We start from the raw sequence: 21,689 nt of genomic DNA on the forward strand, positions 1-21,689 counted from the left end.
GCCGACAACCCTCAGCAGGCAGCGCAATAAAAAGGGGCGCAATCTCTTGCGCCCCTCAGGCTACCGCTAAATGCTCGCTTAACCCAGTTGCTTACGGGCGTTGCGGAACATACGCATCCACGGGCTGTCTTCGCCCCACTCTTCCGGATGCCACGAGTTGCTGACGGTGCGGAATACCCGCTCCGGATGCGGCATCATCACCGTCGCACGGCCATTGCTGCTGGTCACTGCGGTGATCCCGTTCGGTGAACCGTTCGGGTTGGCTGGGTAGGTTTCCGTGACCTGACCGGCATTATCGACAAAGCGCAACGCCACCAGGTTATGGTGCTCCAGAGCCGCCAGATGTGCAGCATCGCGCACCTCGACGTACCCTTCACCGTGCGAGACGGCGATCGGCATGCGTGAACCCGCCATACCCTGCATGAACAGCGACGGGCTGGCCGCCACTTCCACCAGGCTGAAACGCGCTTCAAAACGGTCTGACAAATTGCGTACGAAACGCGGCCAATGTTCAGCCCCTGGGATCAGGTCGCGCAGGTTCGACATCATCTGGCAACCGTTACACACGCCCAACGCCAGGGTCTGCGGACGGTGGAAGAAGGATTCGAACTCGTCACGGACGCGATCGTTGAACAGAATCGACTTCGCCCAGCCTTCACCGGCGCCCAGTACGTCACCGTACGAGAAGCCGCCGCAGGCCACCAGCGTATGGAAGTCCTGCAGGTCGCGACGGCCTTCCAGCAAATCGCTCATATGCACGTCTACCGCATCAAAACCGGCGCGATGGAATGCTGCCGCCATCTCAACGTGAGAGTTAACCCCCTGCTCACGCAGTACCGCCACTTTAGGACGTGCGCCCTTGGCGATGTACGGCGCAGCAATGTCTTCTTCCGGAGCAAAGCTCAGTTTGACGTTCAGACCAGGATCGCGCTCATCCTGCTTGGCCTGGTGTTCCTGATCGGCACATTCCGGGTTATCACGCAGGCGCTGCATCTGCCAGGTGGTTTCCGCCCACCAGGTGCGCAGCGTGGCGCGGCTTTCGCTGTATACCGTTTTATCGCCCTGTGTGATCACAAAGCGATCGCCAGTCTGCACGCTGCCGATGTGATGAACATTGTCCGTCAGGCCGTGCTGAGCAAATACCTGCTGTACCGCTGCAAGCTGGTCAGCCGTAACCTGGATCACTGCGCCCAACTCTTCGTTGAACAGCGCAGCCAGCGCATCGTCGCCCAGCGCTTTGATATCCACCTGCACGCCGCAGTGGCCGGCAAACGCCATTTCCGCCAACGTAACCAACAGGCCGCCGTCGGAACGGTCGTGATAAGCCAGCAGCGCGCGATCGGCCACCAACTGCTGCATGGCGTTAAAGAAGCCCGCCAACTGCTCAACGTTGCGCACGTCGGCCGGTTTGTCGCCCAGTTGACGATAAACCTGCGCCAACGCAGTGGCACCCAGCGCGTTATGGCCGTTACCCAGGTCGATCAGCAGCAGTGCGCTGTCGCCCTTATCGGTACGCAGTTGTGGCGTCACGGTGTGGCGGACATCTTCTACACGAGCAAAACCGGTGATCACCAGTGACAGCGGCGAGGTCATTTCGCGCTGTTCGTTGCCTTCCTGCCAGCGGGTTTTCATCGACATCGAGTCTTTGCCCACTGGAATAGTGATCCCCAGCGCCGGACAAAGTTCTTCGCCCACCGCTTTCACCGCTTCATACAGACCGGCGTCTTCACCCGGGTGACCGGCTGCCGCCATCCAGTTAGCAGAAAGCTTCACGCGCTTGAGCGAACCGATTTCGGTCGCGGCCAGGTTGGTCAGCGCTTCCCCGACCGCCAGGCGGCCAGAGGCAGCGAAGTCCAGCAGGGCTACCGGCGCACGTTCGCCGATCGACATCGCTTCACCGTAATAGCTGTCCAGGCTGGCGGTGGTAACCGCACAGTCGGCCACCGGGATCTGCCACGGGCCGACCATCTGATCGCGTGCCACCATACCGGTCACGGTACGGTCGCCAATGGTGATCAGGAAGGTTTTCTCTGCAACCGCCGGCAGATGCAGTACGCGGTTGACCGCATCATTCAGGGTGATCTCGTCACGCTGCAGCGGCTGGCCTTTGGCCTGCAGACGAGTCACGTCACGCGTCATCTTCGGCGTTTTGCCCAACAGCACGTCCAGCGGCATGTCGATCGGCTGGTTGTCGAAATGGCTGTCGTTCAGTGTCAGATGCTGTTCTTCGGTGGCTTCACCGATCACCGCATAAGGCGCACGCTCACGGCGGCAAATCTCATCAAACTGCGCCATCTGCGCCGGTGCAATCGCCATCACATAGCGTTCCTGCGATTCATTACACCAGACTTCCAGCGGACTCATGCCCGGTTCGTCGTTCAGAATATCGCGCAGTTCGAAACGACCACCGCGGCCACCGTCGCTGACCAGTTCAGGCATGGCGTTGGACAAGCCACCGGCGCCGACATCGTGGATAAACAGAATCGGGTTTTGTTCACCCAACTGCCAGCAGCGGTCGATCACTTCCTGGCAACGACGTTCCATTTCCGGGTTGTCGCGCTGTACCGAAGCGAAATCCAGATCGGCATCAGACTGGCCAGAGGCCATGGATGATGCCGCGCCGCCGCCCAGGCCGATATTCATTGCCGGGCCACCCAGCACCACCAGTTTGGCACCGACGGTGATTTCAGCTTTTTGTACGTGGTCGGCACGGATGTTACCGATACCGCCCGCCAGCATGATCGGCTTGTGGTAGCCACGCAGTTCCACGCCGTTATGGCTGTTGACCTGCTCTTCATAGGTACGGAAATACCCCACCAGCGCCGGACGGCCGAATTCGTTATTGAACGCCGCACCGCCCAATGGGCCGTCGGTCATGATGTCCAGTGCCGTCACAATGCGGTCTGGCTTGCCGAAATCCTGCTCCCATGGCTGTTCAAAACCGGGAATACGCAGGTTGGAAACCGAGAAGCCTACCAGACCGGCCTTGGGTTTGGCACCGCGGCCAGTCGCGCCTTCGTCACGGATCTCGCCGCCGGAGCCGGTAGCCGCACCCGGCCATGGGGAGATCGCCGTTGGGTGGTTATGAGTTTCCACCTTCATCAGGATATGAGCGGCTTCCTGATGGTAGTCATACTGGCCGCTTTCCGGTGCGGCGAAGAACCGACCGACCTGCGAGCCTTCCATCACGGCCGCGTTGTCTTTATATGCCGACAACACGTAATCCGGCGTCTGTTCGAAGGTATTTTTGATCATTTTGAACAGCGACTTCGGTTGCTGTTCGCCGTCGATGATCCAATCGGCATTGAAAATTTTATGGCGGCAGTGCTCGGAATTGGCCTGCGCGAACATGTAGAGTTCGATATCCGTCGGGTTGCGCCCCAGACCGGTAAAGGCATTCAGCAGATAGTCGATTTCGTCTTCGGCCAGTGCCAGGCCCAGCTTGAGGTTAGCCTGCTCCAGCGCGCTGCGCCCTTCCCCCAGCATATCGACCCTCTGGTAAGGTGCCGGCTGATGCTGAGCGAACAGTTGCTCCGCCTGTTGCAGGCTGCTGAAGACGGTTTCCATCATGCGGTCGTGCAACAAGGTGGCAAGCTGCTGCCATTGGGCTTCGGTCAGCGCCTCTGCCTTGACGTAGAACGCCAGACCGCGCTCCAGCCGCAGCACCTGCTTCAAACCGCAGTTATGGGCGATATCGCTGGCTTTGGAAGACCACGGAGAAAGGGTACCCGGACGCGGCGTCACCAACAGCAGGCGGCCTTCAGGGGCATGTTCGGCGAGAGAGGGGCCGTACTTGAGCAGGCGCGCGAGCTTGGCGTGCTCTTCGGTATTTAATGGTGCGCTAACATCAGCAAAGTGGACGTACTCGGCGTAGATATCACTGACCGGAAGTTGAGCGTCCTGGCAGCGGGACAGCAGTTTGGTAACACGAAAAGCCGACAAAGCGGGCGAACCACGCAGTATTTCCATAATCAAAGTTCTCTCGTCTTCGAAGCAACTGACTTCAGCACTTCATTGGGCGCAACAGGGGGAAAACGCGCGCCATTATAGAGAATCTACGCCGCCGACGAAACCGTTTGCGTAGCTATTATTGATAAAAGCTCTCCGCCCCCTCGAATTGTCATAACGTGTCAATAAAGTTGCGCGCTGGCGTTTTGTTGCGCAAAATGCCCCGGCACTGTTGATTTAACCATAAGAAAAGACTGGTCAGCCGTCGGCAGTGCATGTGTGCCACCACTGGATAACTATTTGAAACGCCTTAAAATAAACTACATTCTAATCGGTGTTGTTACCTTGCTTCTGGCGCTCGCCCTGTGGCCCAATATTACCTGGCGCGGCGGTCAGGGCGGGCAACTCGAAGAGATCAAATCGCGCGGAGAGTTGCGTATCAGTACGCTAAACTCGCCGTTGACCTATTTCACCACCAAGCAGGGGCCGAGTGGTCTCGACTACGAGTTGGCAAAACGCTTCGCCAACTACCTGGGCGTGAAACTGGTGGTGATCCCGCACAAGAACATTAATGACCTGTTTGACGATCTGGACGATGACGATGCCGACCTGTTGGCCGCCGGTCTGATCTACAATCAGGATCGCCTCAGCCGCGCGCGCACTGGCCCGGCTTATTATTCCGTTTCCCAACAGTTGGTTTATCGCCTGGGTACGGCGCGGCCGAAAACCTTTGCTGATATTAAAGGCAAACTGGCGGTGGCCTCCGGCTCGGCACACGTCAGCACCCTGAAACAGCTCAAGCAAAGTAAATTCCCGGATCTCAGTTGGGAAGCCTCCAGCGATCTCACCTCCAAAGAGCTGCTCGAGCAGGTGGCCGACGGCAAGCTGGATTACACCCTCGGCGATTCCGTTACCATCGCGCTGCTGCAACGCATCCACCCGCAATTGGCAGTGGCGTTCGACGTCACCGATGAAGAACCGGTCACCTGGTATCTGAAACGTGGCACCGATGACAGCCTGTATGCGGCAATGCTGGACTTCTACAGCCAGATGGTTGATGACGGCACGCTGGCGCGGCTGGAAGAGAAGTACCTCGGCCACGTAGGCAGTTTCGATTACGTCGATACCAAAACCTTCCTGTCCGCCATCGATTCGGTGCTGCCGACCTTCCGCTCACTGTTTGAAAAGTACGCCAGCGAGATCGACTGGAAACTGCTGGCGGCCATTGCCTATCAGGAATCGCACTGGAACCCGCAGGCAACCTCACCGACCGGCGTGCGTGGCCTGATGATGCTGACACGCGCCACTGCCGACGGTCTGGGGGTTAACGATCGTCTCGATCCCGAGGAAAGTATTCAGGGCGGTGCCCTCTACCTGCAAAGGCTAATGGCCAAGGTGCCCGACAGCGTGCCGGAAGATGAACGTATCTGGTTCTCACTGGCAGCCTATAACATGGGCTGGGGCCATATGCTCGATGCCCGCAAACTGACCAAAATGCAAAAAGGCAATCCGGACAGCTGGGTCGACGTCAAACAGCGTCTGCCGATGCTCAGCCAGAAACGCTATTACCCGCAATTAACCTACGGCTATGCGCGTGGGCGCGAAGCCTATAACTACGTGGAAAACATTCGCCGCTATCAGGTCAGCCTGGTGGGTTATTTGCAGGAAAAAGAGAGAAAGGCGGCACAGGAAGCGGCCGAACAGGCTGACCTGGGGAAAGGTTATCCGGCCGTTACGCCGGAACTGGCACTGAACTTCTGATTATTCCGGCTTGTTATCTACATCGGTGCGCTGCGCTTGTTTCAACGCCTTTTGCTGCTCACGACGCATGCGGAAAAAGTTGCTCAGCGTAGCGGCGCACTCCTCGGCCAGCACGCCGGACAGGATCTCCACCTGATGATTCATGCCGGGGTGGCGCAAAATATCCACCAGCGACCCTGCCGCACCGGTTTTAACATCGGCCGCGCCGTACACCAACCGACGAATACGGCTGTGCACCATAGCGCCTGCACACATCACGCAGGGTTCCAGGGTCACGTACAGGGTAGCATTCAGCAGACGGTAGTTCTGTAGCACTGCCCCGCCCTGCCGCAAAGCCATGATTTCCGCATGCGCCGTCGGATCGTGGCGGCCAATCGGTCGGTTCCAGCCTTCGCCTATCACCTGATTATCCAGCACCAGCAATGCCCCTACCGGCACCTCGCCCTCTTCCTGCGCACGCAGGGCCAACCGCAATGCCTGACGCATCCAGTACTCATCGTTATATTCAGTCATTGCATCATTCCTCGTGCACTTTGCGGCGGGCATTATACACAGTAGGGGCGCTGCATGCTGCGCCCGTGTTAGCCGGGGCGAATATATTCGCCCCCTACAGGTGGGAGCAAAGTTGAACTCTGCTGCTTGAAATACAACGGGTATATACTGATTGAATAACGGTGCTTTTCAGGGACAGGAAACATGAAGTTCAGCAAAAAAAATGCCGCCGTGGTGCGAAAAGCACTGGACGGTTGGGTGGGTGAAGGCGCGCTGACCCCGCAACAACAGCAGCAGCTGCTGCAACATCTCGAGGTACAACCCTTCGACTGGCGACGACTGGCACGTTATGCGTTTCTCGCCGCGCTGGCTTCGCTGGTGATAGCCATCAGCAGCCTGTTCGCCGACAGCGAGCTGCTTTACCGCTTGAGCGAATTGTTCCGCTTCGACGCACCGGTGCGCATGACTATCGCTGCCGTAGTAGCCGCACTTTGCTATATCTGGGCGCTGCGCCGTCGTCGTCGCCATCCGGAAAAACGCTACGGTAATGAGGCGGCGCTGTTCGTTGCCGTGCTGTTTACCGCCTGTGCCCTGTGGCAGATGGGCGTCTGGCTGGATAACGGCAGCGGCCGGGTTTCACTGCTGCTGATATTCGCCGCCCTATTGTATGGCGTGATCGGCTGGTTCAGCCGCTCCGGGCTGGTGTGGTGGTTTGCCCTGCTGTCACTCGGCAACGCCTTCGGCGCCGAAACCGGTTATATGTCCGGCTGGGGAGCTTATTGGCTGGGCATGAGTTTCCCGATGCGCTTTATTGCCTTCGGGTTGGTCCTGATCGCCGCGGCTTTGCTGTTACGACCGCTGCTCGCCAGTCGCGGGCTGGAACGAGTTTCCCTGGCGATGGGCTTGTTGTATCTGTTTATTGCCCTGTGGCTGCTGTCAATCTTTGGCAACTATGGTGACCTCGACAGTTGGTACAACGCTCGTCAAATAGAACTGTTGCACTGGAGCCTATTGTTCGGCCTTGTCGCCGTCGGCTGCATTTGGCTGGGGCTAAAACGTGACGATGGCATGCTGCGCGGGTTCGGCCTGACTTTCCTTGGCATTAACCTCTATACCCGCTTTTTCGAGTTTTTCTGGGGTGCGATGCCAAAGGCGATTTTCTTTGTGCTGCTCGGCCTGAGTCTGTGGGCGTTAGGCCACTACGCTGAAAAAATATGGCAACTGGGCCGCAAACCGCACGACCTGACCGATGATTAACATCCGGCCACGTCTGCAGCGCAGCTAACAACAGGGTGGTTTAAAAGACAACGGGTATACCGCGAAATTGCGATAGATCATAAACGCTTAATAATTAGCGTAGTAATGTTTGAGGCAAGCAATAAAGCTTTTATCAAGGAGTGACTTATGGCTGCCTCAACTTTCTTTATCCCTTCCGTCAATATGATTGGTTCCGGCTGTCTGGACGAAGCGGCAAAGACCATGAAACAACAGGGATTGCGCCACGCATTGATCGTGACCGACAAAGTGTTGAATAACATCGGCGTGGTCGCCCAGGTTCAACAGTTACTCGCCGCGCAACAGATCGAAAGCTGCGTTTATGACGGTACTCACCCTAACCCAACTACCCTTAACGTGAAACAGGGCCTGGCGCTGCTGCAAGAACACCGCTGTGACTGCGTAGTTTCTCTTGGCGGCGGCTCGCCACACGACTGTGCCAAAGGCATCGCGCTGGTCGCGACCAACGGCGGAGAGATCAAGGATTATGAAGGTGTCGATCGCTCCGCCAAACCGCAGTTGCCGATGATTGCCATCAACACCACTGCTGGCACCGCGTCTGAAATGACCCGTTTTTGCATCATCACCGATGAAGCACGCCACATCAAAATGGCGATTGTCGACAAGCACGTCACCCCAATCCTGTCGGTCAACGACCCGCACCTGATGGCCGGTATGCCGAAAGGCCTGACCGCCGCCACCGGGATGGATGCATTAACCCACGCGATTGAGGCCTATGTTTCCAGCGCCGCCAACCCGATTACCGATGCCTGTGCACTAAAAGCCGTCACCATGATTGCCGAATCGCTGCGCGACGCGGTCGCCGACGGCAGCAATATGCAGGCGCGTGAAAATATGGCTTACGCCCAGTTCCTGGCCGGAATGGCCTTCAACAACGCTTCTCTCGGTTATGTGCACGCGATGGCGCACCAGCTTGGCGGTTTCTACGATCTGCCTCATGGGGTATGTAACGCGGTGCTGCTGCCGCACGTGCAGGAGTTCAACGCCCGCGTTTGCGCGCCACGGTTGAAAGACGTCGCCGTCGCCATGGGGCTGGATGTGAAGCATCTTAACGACCCACAGGGCGCCGCTGCCTGTATCGCCGCCATTCGTTTGCTGGCAAAAGACGTCGGCATCCCGGCTGGGCTGCTCGATTTAAAAGTGAAAGAACAGGACTTCGATACGCTGGCGGCCAACGCGCTGAAAGATGCATGCGGTTTCACCAACCCGATACAAGCCACCCACGAACAGATCGTCGCCATCTTCCGCGCGGCAATGTAATCCATTAAAAACAGTAAAGGGCGGATATCCGCCCTTATACTTCGTTAAAGCCAGTTATTAGGGAGAGCGTGCCGAAGGGGTCGTAGCAGCTTTAGCTGCCGGAGCGCCCCTCGGTGCGCTAGGCCCGGGTATCTCAGTCTAACCAACAGCTTTATGATTAAACCAAGGGCGGATATCCGCCCTTTAGTTATTCCAACTGCTGCAGCTCACCCAGCTTACTGACCCGCCAGCGGTGCTCGCAGAAATACAGCAAAGGGTTATCCTGCTTGCTGTCGCTGTAGCCGCTATATAACTTCAGCGGCGCGCCGAGACGCTGTTCCAACTGAGTCACTTTCTGTACCCCCAGGCAACGCAGAGCCAGCACCCAACCACCGTAACGCCGTAAAATACGGCTGCCCACCAGATGGACCTGCGGCAGAAAAGCAGAGTCCTGATATACCTGCTCCACCAGACGCTCCGGCGAACCGGTAATCAGCCATACCTGCGCATCATTCGCTTCGAGGTACTGGCGCAAACGCATTTGCACCACCGGGAAAGCGGTCACCTTATCGCGGAAATAACTGACAAAACGCTGTTCCAGCGCCTTTAAGCGGGCCTCCGAGCGACCAAAGGTAATCGACCACAGCAGCACGCTCATCGGCCAGCGGGCAGCACGGCCCATCACCAACAGCGTCAGCCCGACAACCGGCAACAACGGTACCACCAGCAACAGATTCAATGGCAGATGGCGCAACAAGAAACGCAAGAAACTACCAAACATGTCTTCCTGATGCAGCGTGCCGTCCAGATCAAAGAACACCACACGGCGGCCTTCCGCGGCCTGTTGGCTCTGTTTCTCGCTCAAGCGCTACTCCTCAGGATCGTTGAATCCCATTATCCAGGTGAAAATAAATCCAGCGGCAATGGTAATCACCAGACCCGTCAGATACAACATCACCTTACCCGAGACAATGGTTAACGCCAAAGGTAAACCCGAGATACCGAAGGTGATCACCGTCGCTACCTTCCAGTAGCTGATCAGCGCCCCGCCCACAGCACCGCCGAGACACGCGGCGACAAAGGGCCGCCCCAGCGGCAAGGTCACCCCGAAAATCAAGGGCTCACCAATGCCGAGAATACCGACCGGCAACGCTCCCTTGATCACCTTTTTCAGCCGTGCATTACGGGTTTTCATTAGTACGGCCAGCGCAGCCCCGACCTGACCAACACCCGCCATCGCCAAAATCGGCAGCAATGGGTTGGAACCATGTGCCTGCACCAGCTCGACGTGGATCGGCACCAGCCCCTGATGCAAACCGGACAGCACCAACGGCAGGAACAGCCCGGACAGCACAGCTCCCACCAGCAGGCCCCCTTTGTCGATAGCCAGGTTAGCGCCGTGGGCGATGGCATCCGAAATATAGCCGCCCAGCGGCTGCAGGATCACAATCGCCAACGATGCGGTCACCAGCGTAGTGATCAGCGGATTGAGGATCAGCTCGATCGACTCCGGCAGCCAATTACGCAGCCGCTTTTCCACCCAGCACATCAACGCCACCACCAGCAGCACTGCAATCACCCCGCCACGACCCGGCTGTAACGCCTCACCGAACAAAGTGATCTGCGCCAACGCCGGGCTGGAGAGAATACCGGCCATCACGCCGCCCATAGCCTGAGAACCGCCAAACACCCTGGCGGCGTTAACCCCGACCAGAATATTCATGATGGCGAACACGGCACTGCCAAAAATCGCCAGCAGTCCCAGCACGTTGGGGTAATTTAACGCCAGTTCGCCGGCAATATCCGGCCGTTTCAGCAGGTTGATGATGCCGGTAATCAGACCGGAGGCGATGAACGCCGGGATCAACGGAATAAAGACATCGGCCAACTTTTTCAGCGCGCCGCTCATTGGCGCAGCATACTTTTGCTTGGCTTGTGCCTTGTTACGGGCGACGTCATCTCCACTGGCCACGGCAACCGGTGCGCCGGTGAGCAGTGAACGCATGGCATCGACCACCTTGGCAGCGGCACCCGGCCCAACAATAAACTGGTGCTGTTCGCCCTGTTTGATATAGCCCTTAACACCCGGTAACTGCTTGAGCGCTGCCAGGTCAAGGCGTTGCTCATCGCTAACCTCGACACGTACTCGTGTCATGCAGTTCTCCAGCCGGAGGATATTCCCCTCACCGCCAATGCCCGCCAGAATCTGTGTCGCCAGTGCCGTTGTCTTGTCCATCGCCCGCCCCAGGTGTGGTTTAGCGCGTCAATGCCGCGCGCAAATAGCCGTCATGCTGTTGTAAGCGCTGCTGCGCCTCTTGTGCGTCGATACCGGCCAGGATCATCAGGATTGCCGGTTTGACTTCAAAACCGGTCTGCGTCAGCGCCGCTTCGGCCTGACTGCGCTCGGCACCGGTGGCTTCCACCACGATGCGGCAGGCACGATCCACCAGTTTTACGTTGGTGGCCTTCACGTCTACCATCAGGTTTTCATAGACTTTACCCAGTTTGACCATCGCCCCGGTCGACAGCATGTTCAGCACCAGTTTCTGCGCAGTGCCAGACTTCAAACGCGTCGAACCGGTCAGGGCTTCCGGCCCCACCACCGGTGAAATCGCCACCTGCGCCTCATGGGCGATTGGCGAATCCGGGTTACAGGAGATCGCCGCCGTCGGACAGCCCAATTGGCGTGCATAGCGCAGTGCACCAATCACGTAAGGTGTCCGCCCGGATGCTGCCAGCCCGACCACCATATCGGTGGCGGTCAAATCCAGCGCGACAAGGTCAGCCTCGCCCAGCGCCGCATCATCCTCCGCACCTTCCACCGCTTTGAGCAGCGCGCCCGGGCCACCGGCAATCAGCCCGATCACCATCCCATGCGGCACGCCGAAGGTCGGCGGACATTCCGAGGCATCCAACACCCCAAGGCGGCCACTGGTGCCGGCCCCCAGATAAATCAACCGCCCACCGGCCTTCAACGCCGCGGCCGCCAGATCCACCGCTTGTGCGATGGCCGGCAATACTTTCTCAATCGCCTCCGGTACCTTGCGGTCTTCCTGGTTAAAACAGCTCACCATCTCCAGCGTCGACATCTCGTCGAGCCCCATGGTGGCCGGATTGCGGGTTTCAGAGACTAAAGCGCCCAAGTTCATTTTTTCACCTTTGAATTTTTAATTCACAAACTGAAATCATTATTTGAATATTTTATTCAACAAAGCGAGCGCTTTTTGCTATTTTAGAGACCGGCTCACAAAAAATTTTCACTGCGCGTTTTCGCCATCACCGTGGCAGAATAGCGTCTGGTTTCCAGGGATATATCAATATCAATGAGTACCCTTCTTCGTATTCGCCAGATGTATCCAACGCTGGCTCAAAATGATCGCAAGCTGGCGGACTTTCTGCTGCATAACGCCGAGCAGGCTCGCCATCTCAGTTCGCAAAAGTTGGCCCAACTGGCTGGCATCAGTCAGTCGAGCGTGGTGAAGTTTGCTCAGAAGATGGGCTACAAAGGCTTCCCGGCACTAAAACTGGCGCTAAGCGAGACCCTGGCCCAACCGCAGACAGCCCCCGTAGTTACAGTACATAACCAGATCCTCAGCAGTGATGCCTTGAAAACCGTTGGTGAAAAACTGTTGGTAGAAAAGCAGGCAGCGTTGCGCGCCACGCTGGACATTAATAGTGAGGAACGCCTGCATCAGGCACTGGAAATGTTGCGTCAGGCGCGAAGGGTTATTTTGTTGGGGATTGGCGCTTCCGGCCTGGTCGCCAAAGACTTCTCCTATAAGTTGCTTAAAATTGGCGTGATGGCAGTGGCCGAGCAGGATATGCACGTCCAGTTGGCAACGGTTCAGGCGCTGGACAAGCGGGATTTGCTGTTGGCCATTTCGTTCAGCGGCGAACGACGGGAAATCAACCTGGCGGCGGAAGAAGCCCGCCTGGCCGGTGCTAAAGTACTGGCGCTGACCAGTTTCTCACCGAACGGCCTGCAGCAACGTGCCGACCACTGCTTATATACTATCGCCGAAGAACCCAACACCCGCAGCGCTGCCATCTCTTCCAGCACCGCTCAATATGCCCTCACCGATCTGCTGTTTATGGCCTTAATTCAACACGATCTTGATCATGCCCGCGATAGAATAAAACACAGCGAACAGTTAGTGAAAAAACTCGTCTAAGTCGTATAATGCCCATGCCACAAATACCAGAATATAAAAAACTCATCTAAAAATAGAGTACGTGGCGTTTATTGTTTAAATTCCGCCCAGAATTTAATCAGGCATGGACAGCAATATATTGATAATCGAGTTTTTATGAAAACACATACAGCAATTTTAAATAAAACCCACATACTCGCAACATCACCCGTGGCCCGTCATTTTTTGCTTTTCGTTGTCGTTTCGTTGATATTAATAAAGGCGATGGGATATGGCGGCACCAAAGGGATTGATATCCTGTTTATTTCCCTTAGCCTGTTATTATTATCCGCAATCCCCCTCACTCGATATTTTCTGGTTATCCCCTATATTATATTCTGTGCCATTTATGCCCCCGTCGGCGTGATCTACGGCCCACCTTCCGTCTCCGTGGTGTCGGCCCTGTTTCAAACCAACCGGGCGGAAGCCATCGAGTTTCTGTACGCCATACCTGCCGGCTGCTACCTGTTACCCTGCGCCACCCTGCTCACGTTGTTTATTCTTGCTCGCTATAGCTGGCAGCGGCCACTCCCGACTAGAAAAATATTGCCATTTTTGGTGATTTTTATCGTTGTGCTGCTCGCCAGAATACTCAGTGGGGGAGTGGGGAATCTTCATTTGGTGAATTTCTTTTCATCGCTAACTTCTTCGTACCAGAGCTACAACCAACAAATGGCCGAAATTGAAGCCGGTACGCATTCCCAACCCAACTGGCTCCTTAATGGCGCTAATAGTAACAAGGCTAACTATGTCATTGTGGTTGGCGAAAGCATGCGCAGGGACTATATGTCATTATTTGGTTATCCGACGCCGACGACCCCTTTTCTGGATCACGTGAACGGGACCTTTTACAGTAATTATATTTCCACCGCGCCGAACACTTTCGAATCCTTGCCAAGAACCCTGGCATTGAGCGACGGAAAAACACATCATATTGCGGATAATATTATCACCCTGGCAAAAGCCGCAGGACTGCATACCTATTGGTTTTCCAACCAAGGGTTGATTGGCCAATTTGATACGCCGATCTCCAAAATAGCCATGTTCAGTGATGAGCATCAGTTCCTGAAAAAAGGAGATTACCAATCACGCAATACCGATGACGATGAACTACTGCCGCTGTTGCAAACGGCACTGGCCCATAATGGCGTGGGGAACCTGTATGTTCTGCATATTATGGGATCTCACTCGGACTTTTGCGAACGACTGGGCGGTGAGCCACCGGCTTTCACCAGCGATAATTCCGAGCTAGGTTGTTACCTGTCGACCTACCGCAAGACAGATCGATTTATCGAGCATGCTTATCAAATGCTGCAAGAGACTCACTCTCCCTTTAAATTATTCTATTTCTCTGACCACGGTCTTTCTCACAGAGATATTGACGGCAAGCTGTATCTACGCCATGGCGGCAATAATCGGCAGAATTATGAGGTGCCACTGCTGGTGCTTTCTGATTCCGACCGACAGCATACCCTCATAGAGGATCCGCACAGTGCCTTTGACTTTCTCAGTCTGTTTGCCCAACAGGCTGGGATTACCCTCACCCAACCACAATTACACGCAGCGGTGACTGCGCAAGGCACACGGCATGTCTTCAATGGTCAGGAAATGGTTGATTTTGATCAGTTGGCCAACGACCCGCCAGAGTTACTATGACGGCCCGGTTAAGCGTATCTGCTGCTACAGGTGAAAAAACGCCCGGAAAAATGGGTTTTATGATAGATTGCGCGCCTGTTCGTGTGCACCGATTAAAAGATAACTGACATGGCACTGCTGATTACCAAGAAATGCATCAACTGCGATATGTGCGAACCCGAATGCCCTAATCAGGCCATTTCGATGGGCGAGGATATCTACCAGATTGATACCGATCGCTGCACCGAATGCGTCGGCCATTACGATGTTCCCACCTGCCAGCAGGTGTGCCCTATCGATAACACTATTGTGGTTGATCCGCAGCACAACGAAACCAACGAACAGCTGTGGGACAAGTTTGTGGTGCTGCACCACGCCGACCGACTCTGACCACGTAGTTCAGATCAAAGGGCGCCTACAGGCGCCCTTTGATTTTGTCGCCGGATAAAACCATTACCCTTCGATAATCACCGTGGCACAGGCATAGCGACGTTCATCCGCCAGCGAAACATGGATCGAGGTGACCCCCATTTCCTTTGCCAGCTCGGCGGCGCGAGCATGCAGGCGAATATTCGGCTTGCCGAGACCGTCGTTGAACACTTCAAACTGATTAAACGCCAGCCCATTGCGAATACCGGTGCCAAACGCCTTGGCGACGGCTTCTTTCACCGCAAAACGTTTGGCCAGAAAGCGCACCGGCTGCTGATGTTGCTGGTACAATTCCCATTCAGCCTCGCTCAGCACGCGGCGCGCGAGACGATCGCCACTGCGCTCAACGACGGCTTCAATGCGCGCCATTTCGACAATGTCGGTACCCAGCCCCAGCACCGCCATTAGCGACGCGCTTCGCGCATCAGTAACTTCATATCTGTCACCGCTGCCGGCAATCCACACATCACTGCCTGGCCGATGATTGCATGGCCGATATTCAGCTCATGCATTTCCGGCAGAGCAGCAATTGGCTGAACGTTATGGTAAGTCAGGCCGTGGCCGGCGTTGACCTTCAGGCCTTTCTCTGCGGCGTAGGTAGCGGCAACGGCAATGCGGTGCAGCTCGGCTTTCACCGCCAGTTCACCTTCGGCTTCGGCATAGGCGCCGGTATGAATTTCAATGTAAGGTGCCCCCACCGCCACCGCCGCATCGATCTGTCGATGATCCGGATCGATAAACAGCGAAACCAGAATGCCGGCCTTTGCCAAACGCTCAACCGCAACGGCCATCTTATCTTGCTGCCCGGCGACGTCCAGCCCACCTTCGGTGGTCACTTCTTCACGCTTTTCAGGTACCAGGCAACAAAAGTGCGGCTTCAACTCAATGGCGATATCCAGCATTTCATCGGTCACGGCCATTTCCAGGTTCATGCGCGTCTGGATGGTCTGGCGCAAAATGCGAACGTCGCGATCGGTGATATGACGGCGGTCCTCACGCAGGTGTACGGTGATCCCGTCGGCCCCTGCCTGCTCGGCAATAAATGCCGCCTGAACCGGATCCGGGTATTGGGTTCCGCGCGCGTTACGTAACGTGGCGATGTGATCGATATTGACGCCCAGCAGCAAATCAGCCATGACAACCCTCTAAAAAACGATTTTCAGTGGCCGTAGTTTACACGCGGGAACAGTGCTGCAAAAGGGGAAAAGGTCAGGCGTCGTCGACCGGCGGATCCGGCTGTTTACGGACAAACTGACGAAACAGCTCGCGGCTCTTCAGTGGTTTGCCCCCCAAATAGGGTTTGAGCGCCATGCGGGTGAAACGTTTAGCGGCACGCAAGGTTTGCACGTCCGGGAACTGGCGCTCTGCCAGCGCACGCAGCTCGCGGCCGGTAAAGCTGTAATGGTCCACCACCAGGCTGGCGATAAAGCCTTTTTCCTCGCGGTAGCGATAGGTCATGCCGTCGTCCACTGGCTGGCCACTACCGGCACAGTGCAGGAAGTCCAGGCCGTAGCCCAGGTGATTGAGCAAGGCCAATTCGAACTGACGTAATGCCTGCTCCGGCGAAACGTCTTCTGCCGCCAGCGCCTGCAAACATTGCAGATAATCGAAGAATAATACCGAGTAGTTTGCCTCCTGCTCCAGCACCCGTGACAGCAATTCATTCACGTATAGGCCGCTGTAGAGCATCATGCCGCTAAGGGGTAAACCGAGAGAGACCGCTTCGGCGCTACGCAGCGTTTTGACTTCGCCACGACCGCCCCAGCGTACCAGCAGAGGAGTAAAGGGTTGCAGGCAACCCTTTAAATTGGAACGGCGGCTGCGCGCGCCTTTTGCCAGCAAGCGCACCCGCCCATGACTTTCGGTAAACATATCCAGCATCAGGCTGGTTTCACTGTACGGTCGTCCATGCAGGACGAAAGCGCGTTCCCAGCCGTCCATTGGATAGTTTATTTCAGGTCGTCGGTATAGCCCAGGCTACGCAACGCACGTTCGTCGTCCGCCCAGCCCGATTTCACTTTCACCCACAGTTCCAGATGCACTTTGGTTTCAAACATCTGTTCCATATCCTGGCGGGCTTCGATACCGATGGTTTTGATCTTGGCGCCTTTGTTGCCGATGACCATTTTCTTCTGGCCTTCGCGCTCAACCAGGATCAGCCCGTGAACGTTGTAACCGCCACGTTCATTCGGCACAAATTGTTCGATCTCAACCGTCACCGAGTAAGGCAGTTCTTCACCCAGGAAACGCATCAGCTTTTCACGGATAATTTCCGAAGCCATAAAGCGCTGGGAACGGTCGGTGATGTAATCGTCCGGGAAGTGGTGTTCCGCTTCCGGCAATACCTTGCGTGCGATAGCCGCGATGGTATCCACGTTCATACCTTTTTCGGCAGAAATCGGCACTACGTCGAGGAAGTTCATCTGCTGGCTGAGGAACGCAATATGCGGCAACAGCTTGGATTTGTCGGTAACGTTGTCGACCTTGTTGATCGCCAGCAGCACCGGGCATTTCAGGCTACGCAGCTTGTTGACCACCATTTCATCGTCGGCGGTCCAGTTGGTCCCTTCCACAACGAAGATCACCAGCTCGACGTCGCCGATTGAGCTGCTGGCCGCGCGGTTCATCAAACGGTTGATGGCGCGTTTTTCTTCGATGTGCAGACCCGGGGTGTCGACGTAGATGGCCTGATAGGCGCCATCGGTATCGATACCCATAATGCGGTGACGGGTCGTCTGTGGTTTACGCGAGGTGATGGAGACTTTTTGCCCCAGCAGTTGGTTCAGCAACGTGGACTTGCCCACGTTGGGGCGACCGACTATCGCAATAAAACCACAGTATTGTTTCTCTTCGCTCATTCAAGCTCCAGCTTTATTAACGCTTGTTCCGCTGCCGCTTGTTCGGCTTTACGGCGGCTTGAGCCGGTTCCCACGACGGGTTCGCTCAAACCACTCACCTGACAGTGGATAGTAAATTCCTGATCGTGCGCCTCACCGCGAACCTGCACCACCAGATAAGAAGGTAATGGCAGATGACGACCCTGCAAAAACTCCTGCAAACGGGTTTTTGGGTCTTTCTGCTTATCACCGGGGCTGATTTCGTCCAACCGGCTGCGATACCAGTCCAAAATCAGTCGTTCAACAGTTTGGATGTCGCTATCCAGGAAAACGCCGCCAATCAAGGCTTCCACCGTATCCGCCAGGATTGATTCGCGGCGGAATCCACCACTTTTCAACTCACCCGGACCAAGACGCAGACATTCGCCCAGATCAAACTCACGCCCCATCTCTGCCAGCGTATTACCGCGCACCAGCGTGGCGCGCATACGGCTCATATCGCCCTCGTCTACGCGAGGAAAACGCTGGAACAGCGCATTGGCGATGACAAAACTGAGAATGGAGTCACCCAGAAACTCAAGACGTTCATTGTGTTTACTGCTGGCGCTACGGTGAGTTAACGCTTGCAGTAAGAGCTCCTGCTGTTGAAAAGTGTAGCCCAGCTTCCGCTGTAGCCTATTTATTACGATGGGGTTCATGAGTTACCAATAGATCAAGAATGCGTCAAAAACTTGCAGCATACGGAACAGGCCTGCTTTGCCGAAAGCCAATCCAAAGCTGTTTCGTTTGCAGTGGCCCCCAACAGGGAGCCAACTTTTTATCGCTCGAGCCGGTATTCTACAACGAGTGGAAATATAATGCTGCGTTAATAGACGCCGGATTAATGAATTCCACCGATGCGGCTAAATCTTACGCCGGTAGGCCATTCGCCTTCCTGCTTTTCAAAACTCATCCAGATAGCCGTGGCCTTGCCTACCAGATTTTTCTCCGGTACGAAGCCCCAATAGCGGCTGTCGGCGCTGTTGTCGCGGTTATCACCCATCATGAAGTAATGACCCGCCGGCACAACCCACTCCGCCAACTGTTTACCCGGCTGCTGATAGTAAGCGCCCACCTGATCCTGCGTGCCCGGCACGGTCAGAATATGGTGAGAAACATTACCCAGCGTTTCCTGGCGTTCACGCAGGCGGATGCCGCCCTGCGGTACGTTTTCACTCAGCGGGATCTGGTAGAAACCATTGCTGGCCTCACCCATGCCGCTGCGGCTGAACAGCTGCACAAAGTCACTTGGCTGTGCGTCGTTATAAGTCACTGCCAATGCGGTGTCGCATGACTGGCCGCTATTACACGAAGGCTGAACGGTCACACGCTTATTGATCGGATCGTAACTCACACGGTCGCCCGGCAGACCAATTACGCGCTTGATATAATCGAGTTTCGGATCCAGCGGATATTTAAATACCGCAATATCACCGCGTTTCGGATGACCGGTTTCAATTAGCGTGGTCTGGGTAATAGGATCTTTAATGCCGTAGGCATATTTCTCCACCAGAATAAAATCGCCAATCAACAGCGTCGGCATCATGGAACCGGACGGGATCTGGAAAGGTTCGTAAATAAACGAACGCACCACAAAGACCAGCAGCAATACCGGGAAAACCGACGCGCCGGTTTCAATCCAACCCGGTTGTTTCGCTACTTTTGCCAGCGTTTTATCATCTACGGCGCCCGCAGTCTGTGCATTCACCGCCGCAATCTTCGCTCGGCGGGCCGGCGCCCATCTGAAGCGCTCAAAGGCCCAGATGATCCCGGTCACCAATGTGGCCAGTGCCAGGATCAGGGCAAACATATTCGCCATGCAAACTCCCTAGTTTCGCGACTTTATCGCTGTTACTTACTTGTCCTTGCCAACGTGCAGAATGGCCAGGAACGCTTCTTGTGGCAACTCGACGTTACCCACCTGCTTCATGCGTTTCTTACCGTCTTTCTGCTTCTGCAGCAGCTTCTTCTTACGGCTGACGTCACCGCCGTAGCATTTAGCCAAAACGTTTTTACGCAGCTGTTTCACCGTCGCACGCGCGATGATATGAGTACCGATAGCGGCCTGGATGGCAATATCGAACTGCTGGCGTGGGATCAGCTCTTTCATCTTCTCTACCAGCTCACGGCCACGGTACTGCGAATTGTCGCGGTGAGTGATCAGCGCCAGCGCATCCACGCGCTCGTTGTTGATCAACACGTCGACGCGCACCATGTCAGAGGTCTGGAAGCGTTTGAAGTTGTAATCCAGCGACGCATAACCACGCGAGGTAGATTTCAGACGGTCGAAGAAGTCGAGCACCACTTCCGCCATTGGAATTTCGTAAGTCAGCGCAACCTGGTTACCGTGGTAAACCATGTTGGTCTGCACACCGCGTTTCTCGATACACAGGGTGATCACGTTACCCAGGAATTCCTGCGGCATCAGCATGTGACATTCGGCGATCGGTTCACGCAGCTCTTCGATGTTATTGAGTGGCGGCAGCTTGGATGGGCTATCAACGTAGATAGTCTCTTTGCTGGTGGTTTCCACTTCATACACTACCGTTGGCGCGGTGGTGATCAGCTCCAGATCGTATTCACGCTCCAGACGTTCCTGAATGATCTCCATGTGCAACAGGCCGAGGAAGCCACAGCGGAAGCCGAAGCCCAGCGCGGTGGAGCTCTCTGGCTCGTAGAACAGCGAGGCGTCGTTCAGGCTCAGCTTGCCCAGCGCGTCGCGGAAGGATTCATAATCGTCAGAGCTGATCGGGAACAGGCCCGCGTAAACCTGCGGCTTCACTTTTTTGAAGCCCGGCAAGGCTTTGTCCGCCGGTTGGCGAGCCAGTGTCAGGGTATCGCCCACCGGTGCGCCAAGGATGTCTTTGATTGCACAGACCAACCAGCCCACTTCACCACAGTTCAACACGTCGCGATCGACACGTTTCGGGGTGAAGATGCCCAGACGATCGGCATTATAGGTTTGGCCGGTGCTCATGACCTTGATCTTGTCGCCCTTGCGCATGGTACCGTTCTTGACGCGCACCAGGGAAACTACGCCAAGGTAGTTATCGAACCAGGAGTCAATGATCAGTGCCTGCAGTGGCGCTTCCGGATCGCCTGCCGGCCCCGGAATATCACGCACCAGGCGTTCCAGCACTTCTGGTACGCCAACGCCGGTTTTGGCCGAGCAACGCACCGCATCGGTAGCGTCGATGCCAACGATGTCTTCAATTTCCTGCGCGGCGCGATCGGGATCGGCTGCCGGCAAGTCAATTTTGTTCAGTACCGGCACCACTTCCAGATTCATATCCAGCGCGGTGTAGCAGTTGGCCAGCGTCTGGGCTTCTACGCCCTGCCCGGCATCGACCACCAGCAGTGCACCTTCACAGGCGGCCAGTGAACGGGAAACCTCGTAGGAGAAGTCAACGTGTCCAGGGGTGTCGATAAAGTTGAGCTGGTAGGTTTGGCCGTCCTGCGCCTTATAATCCAGCGTCACGCTCTGCGCTTTGATGGTAATGCCACGCTCGCGCTCAAGATCCATAGAATCGAGCACCTGCGCGGCCATTTCACGTTCGGTCAAGCCACCGCAAATTTGGATAATACGGTCGGACAGCGTCGACTTACCGTGGTCAATGTGGGCAATAATGGAGAAATTTCGTATATGCTTCATTATAAAAGTTTTTCTGCCTTGGTATTTCTGAATTACTCGCCTATAGAAACCCGCATGGACCTAAAGCGACAGTGAATGGGTTCGGCCGTCTTGCGCCTGAATCGCTGCATTCTACATGCCACAACACTGAAAACCTAGCGATCGGTGCAGTGAAGGCATTCTATTATGTAC

At 55.8% G+C, this 21,689-nt stretch carries 18 protein-coding genes; 6 read left to right on the forward strand and 12 right to left on the reverse strand.

The features are described 5' to 3' along the window. Positions 1-78: 78 nt before the first annotated feature. Positions 79-3,969, reverse strand: a complete 3,891-nt coding sequence (gene purL / locus ACNT1W_RS20705; protein ID WP_259191079.1) for a phosphoribosylformylglycinamidine synthase — start codon at positions 3,967-3,969, stop codon at positions 79-81. 279 nt (positions 3,970-4,248) lie between these two features. Between purL and mltF the strand changes: the two genes are divergently transcribed. After that, positions 4,249-5,709: a membrane-bound lytic murein transglycosylase MltF gene (mltF, locus tag ACNT1W_RS20710; protein ID WP_026142494.1), complete on the forward strand. Its 1,461-nt coding sequence runs from the start codon at positions 4,249-4,251 to the stop codon at positions 5,707-5,709. Here mltF and tadA read toward each other — a convergent pair whose 3' ends face one another. Further along, a complete protein-coding gene (gene tadA, locus ACNT1W_RS20715; RefSeq protein ID WP_375189166.1) occupies positions 5,710-6,255 on the reverse strand; it encodes a tRNA adenosine(34) deaminase TadA in 546 nt (181 codons plus the stop codon). Between the two features lie 150 nt (positions 6,256-6,405). On the opposite strand from tadA, the gene ACNT1W_RS20720 reads away from it, so the two are divergent. Next, the gene (locus ACNT1W_RS20720; protein WP_419246090.1) at positions 6,406-7,458 is read left to right on the forward strand and encodes a DUF2157 domain-containing protein; all 1,053 of its coding nucleotides are present in this window, start codon (positions 6,406-6,408) and stop codon (positions 7,456-7,458) included. A gap of 147 nt (positions 7,459-7,605) precedes the next feature. After that, positions 7,606-8,757: an L-threonine dehydrogenase gene (gene yiaY, locus ACNT1W_RS20725; RefSeq protein WP_115184005.1), complete on the forward strand. Its 1,152-nt coding sequence runs from the start codon at positions 7,606-7,608 to the stop codon at positions 8,755-8,757. Between the two features lie 187 nt (positions 8,758-8,944). Here yiaY and yfhb read toward each other — a convergent pair whose 3' ends face one another. Genes yfhb through murQ form a run of 3 tightly spaced genes read right to left on the reverse strand, consistent with a single transcriptional unit; the run spans position 8,945 to position 11,885 of the window. After that, positions 8,945-9,601: a phosphatidylglycerophosphatase C gene (gene yfhb / locus ACNT1W_RS20730; protein WP_419246091.1), complete on the reverse strand. Its 657-nt coding sequence runs from the start codon at positions 9,599-9,601 to the stop codon at positions 8,945-8,947. 3 nt (positions 9,602-9,604) lie between these two features. Beyond that, complete coding sequence (locus ACNT1W_RS20735; protein WP_135345062.1) at positions 9,605-10,972, reverse strand: PTS transporter subunit EIIC; 1,368 nt, start codon at positions 10,970-10,972, stop codon at positions 9,605-9,607. A 19-nt stretch (positions 10,973-10,991) separates the two neighbouring features. After that, positions 10,992-11,885: an N-acetylmuramic acid 6-phosphate etherase gene (murQ, locus tag ACNT1W_RS20740; protein ID WP_115184002.1), complete on the reverse strand. Its 894-nt coding sequence runs from the start codon at positions 11,883-11,885 to the stop codon at positions 10,992-10,994. Positions 11,886-12,059: 174 nt separating this feature from the next. On the opposite strand from murQ, the gene ACNT1W_RS20745 reads away from it, so the two are divergent. From ACNT1W_RS20745 to ACNT1W_RS20755, 3 genes are all read left to right on the forward strand, one after another. Next, positions 12,060-12,908 carry a MurR/RpiR family transcriptional regulator gene (locus ACNT1W_RS20745; protein WP_012146368.1) on the forward strand — a complete coding sequence of 283 codons (849 nt, stop codon included), beginning with the start codon at positions 12,060-12,062 and terminating at the stop codon, positions 12,906-12,908. A gap of 135 nt (positions 12,909-13,043) precedes the next feature. Continuing rightward, a complete protein-coding gene (locus tag ACNT1W_RS20750) occupies positions 13,044-14,582 on the forward strand; it encodes a phosphoethanolamine transferase (RefSeq protein WP_419246092.1) in 1,539 nt (512 codons plus the stop codon). 108 nt (positions 14,583-14,690) lie between these two features. Continuing rightward, complete coding sequence (locus ACNT1W_RS20755) at positions 14,691-14,951, forward strand: YfhL family 4Fe-4S dicluster ferredoxin (RefSeq protein ID WP_012146370.1); 261 nt, start codon at positions 14,691-14,693, stop codon at positions 14,949-14,951. Positions 14,952-15,014: 63 nt separating this feature from the next. Here ACNT1W_RS20755 and acpS read toward each other — a convergent pair whose 3' ends face one another. From acpS to lepA, 7 genes are all read right to left on the reverse strand, one after another. Continuing rightward, positions 15,015-15,395, reverse strand: coding sequence for a holo-ACP synthase (acpS, locus tag ACNT1W_RS20760; RefSeq protein WP_012146371.1), 381 nt, complete (start codon positions 15,393-15,395; stop codon positions 15,015-15,017). Continuing rightward, on the reverse strand, positions 15,395-16,126 hold the full coding sequence (pdxJ, locus tag ACNT1W_RS20765; protein WP_017893719.1) for a pyridoxine 5'-phosphate synthase: 732 nt from the start codon (positions 16,124-16,126) through the stop codon (positions 15,395-15,397). Before pdxJ ends, acpS begins: the two co-directional genes overlap by 1 nt. Positions 16,127-16,199: 73 nt before the next feature. After that, on the reverse strand, positions 16,200-16,931 hold the full coding sequence (gene recO, locus ACNT1W_RS20770; protein WP_419246093.1) for a DNA repair protein RecO: 732 nt from the start codon (positions 16,929-16,931) through the stop codon (positions 16,200-16,202). Positions 16,932-16,939: 8 nt separating this feature from the next. Continuing rightward, on the reverse strand, positions 16,940-17,848 hold the full coding sequence (gene era, locus ACNT1W_RS20775) for a GTPase Era (RefSeq protein ID WP_012146374.1): 909 nt from the start codon (positions 17,846-17,848) through the stop codon (positions 16,940-16,942). After that, complete coding sequence (gene rnc / locus ACNT1W_RS20780) at positions 17,845-18,525, reverse strand: ribonuclease III (protein ID WP_012146375.1); 681 nt, start codon at positions 18,523-18,525, stop codon at positions 17,845-17,847. The genes era and rnc overlap by 4 nt, the downstream gene beginning before the upstream one ends. Positions 18,526-18,707: 182 nt before the next feature. Next, positions 18,708-19,685, reverse strand: a complete 978-nt coding sequence (gene lepB, locus ACNT1W_RS20785; protein WP_012146376.1) for a signal peptidase I — start codon at positions 19,683-19,685, stop codon at positions 18,708-18,710. 36 nt (positions 19,686-19,721) lie between these two features. Next, positions 19,722-21,518, reverse strand: coding sequence for a translation elongation factor 4 (lepA, locus tag ACNT1W_RS20790; RefSeq protein WP_012146377.1), 1,797 nt, complete (start codon positions 21,516-21,518; stop codon positions 19,722-19,724). Positions 21,519-21,689 lie beyond the last annotated feature (171 nt).

Origin of the sequence: Serratia sp. NFX21, from assembly GCF_048517035.1 — a bacterium.
Lineage (GTDB): Bacteria > Pseudomonadota > Gammaproteobacteria > Enterobacterales > Enterobacteriaceae > Serratia > Serratia quinivorans.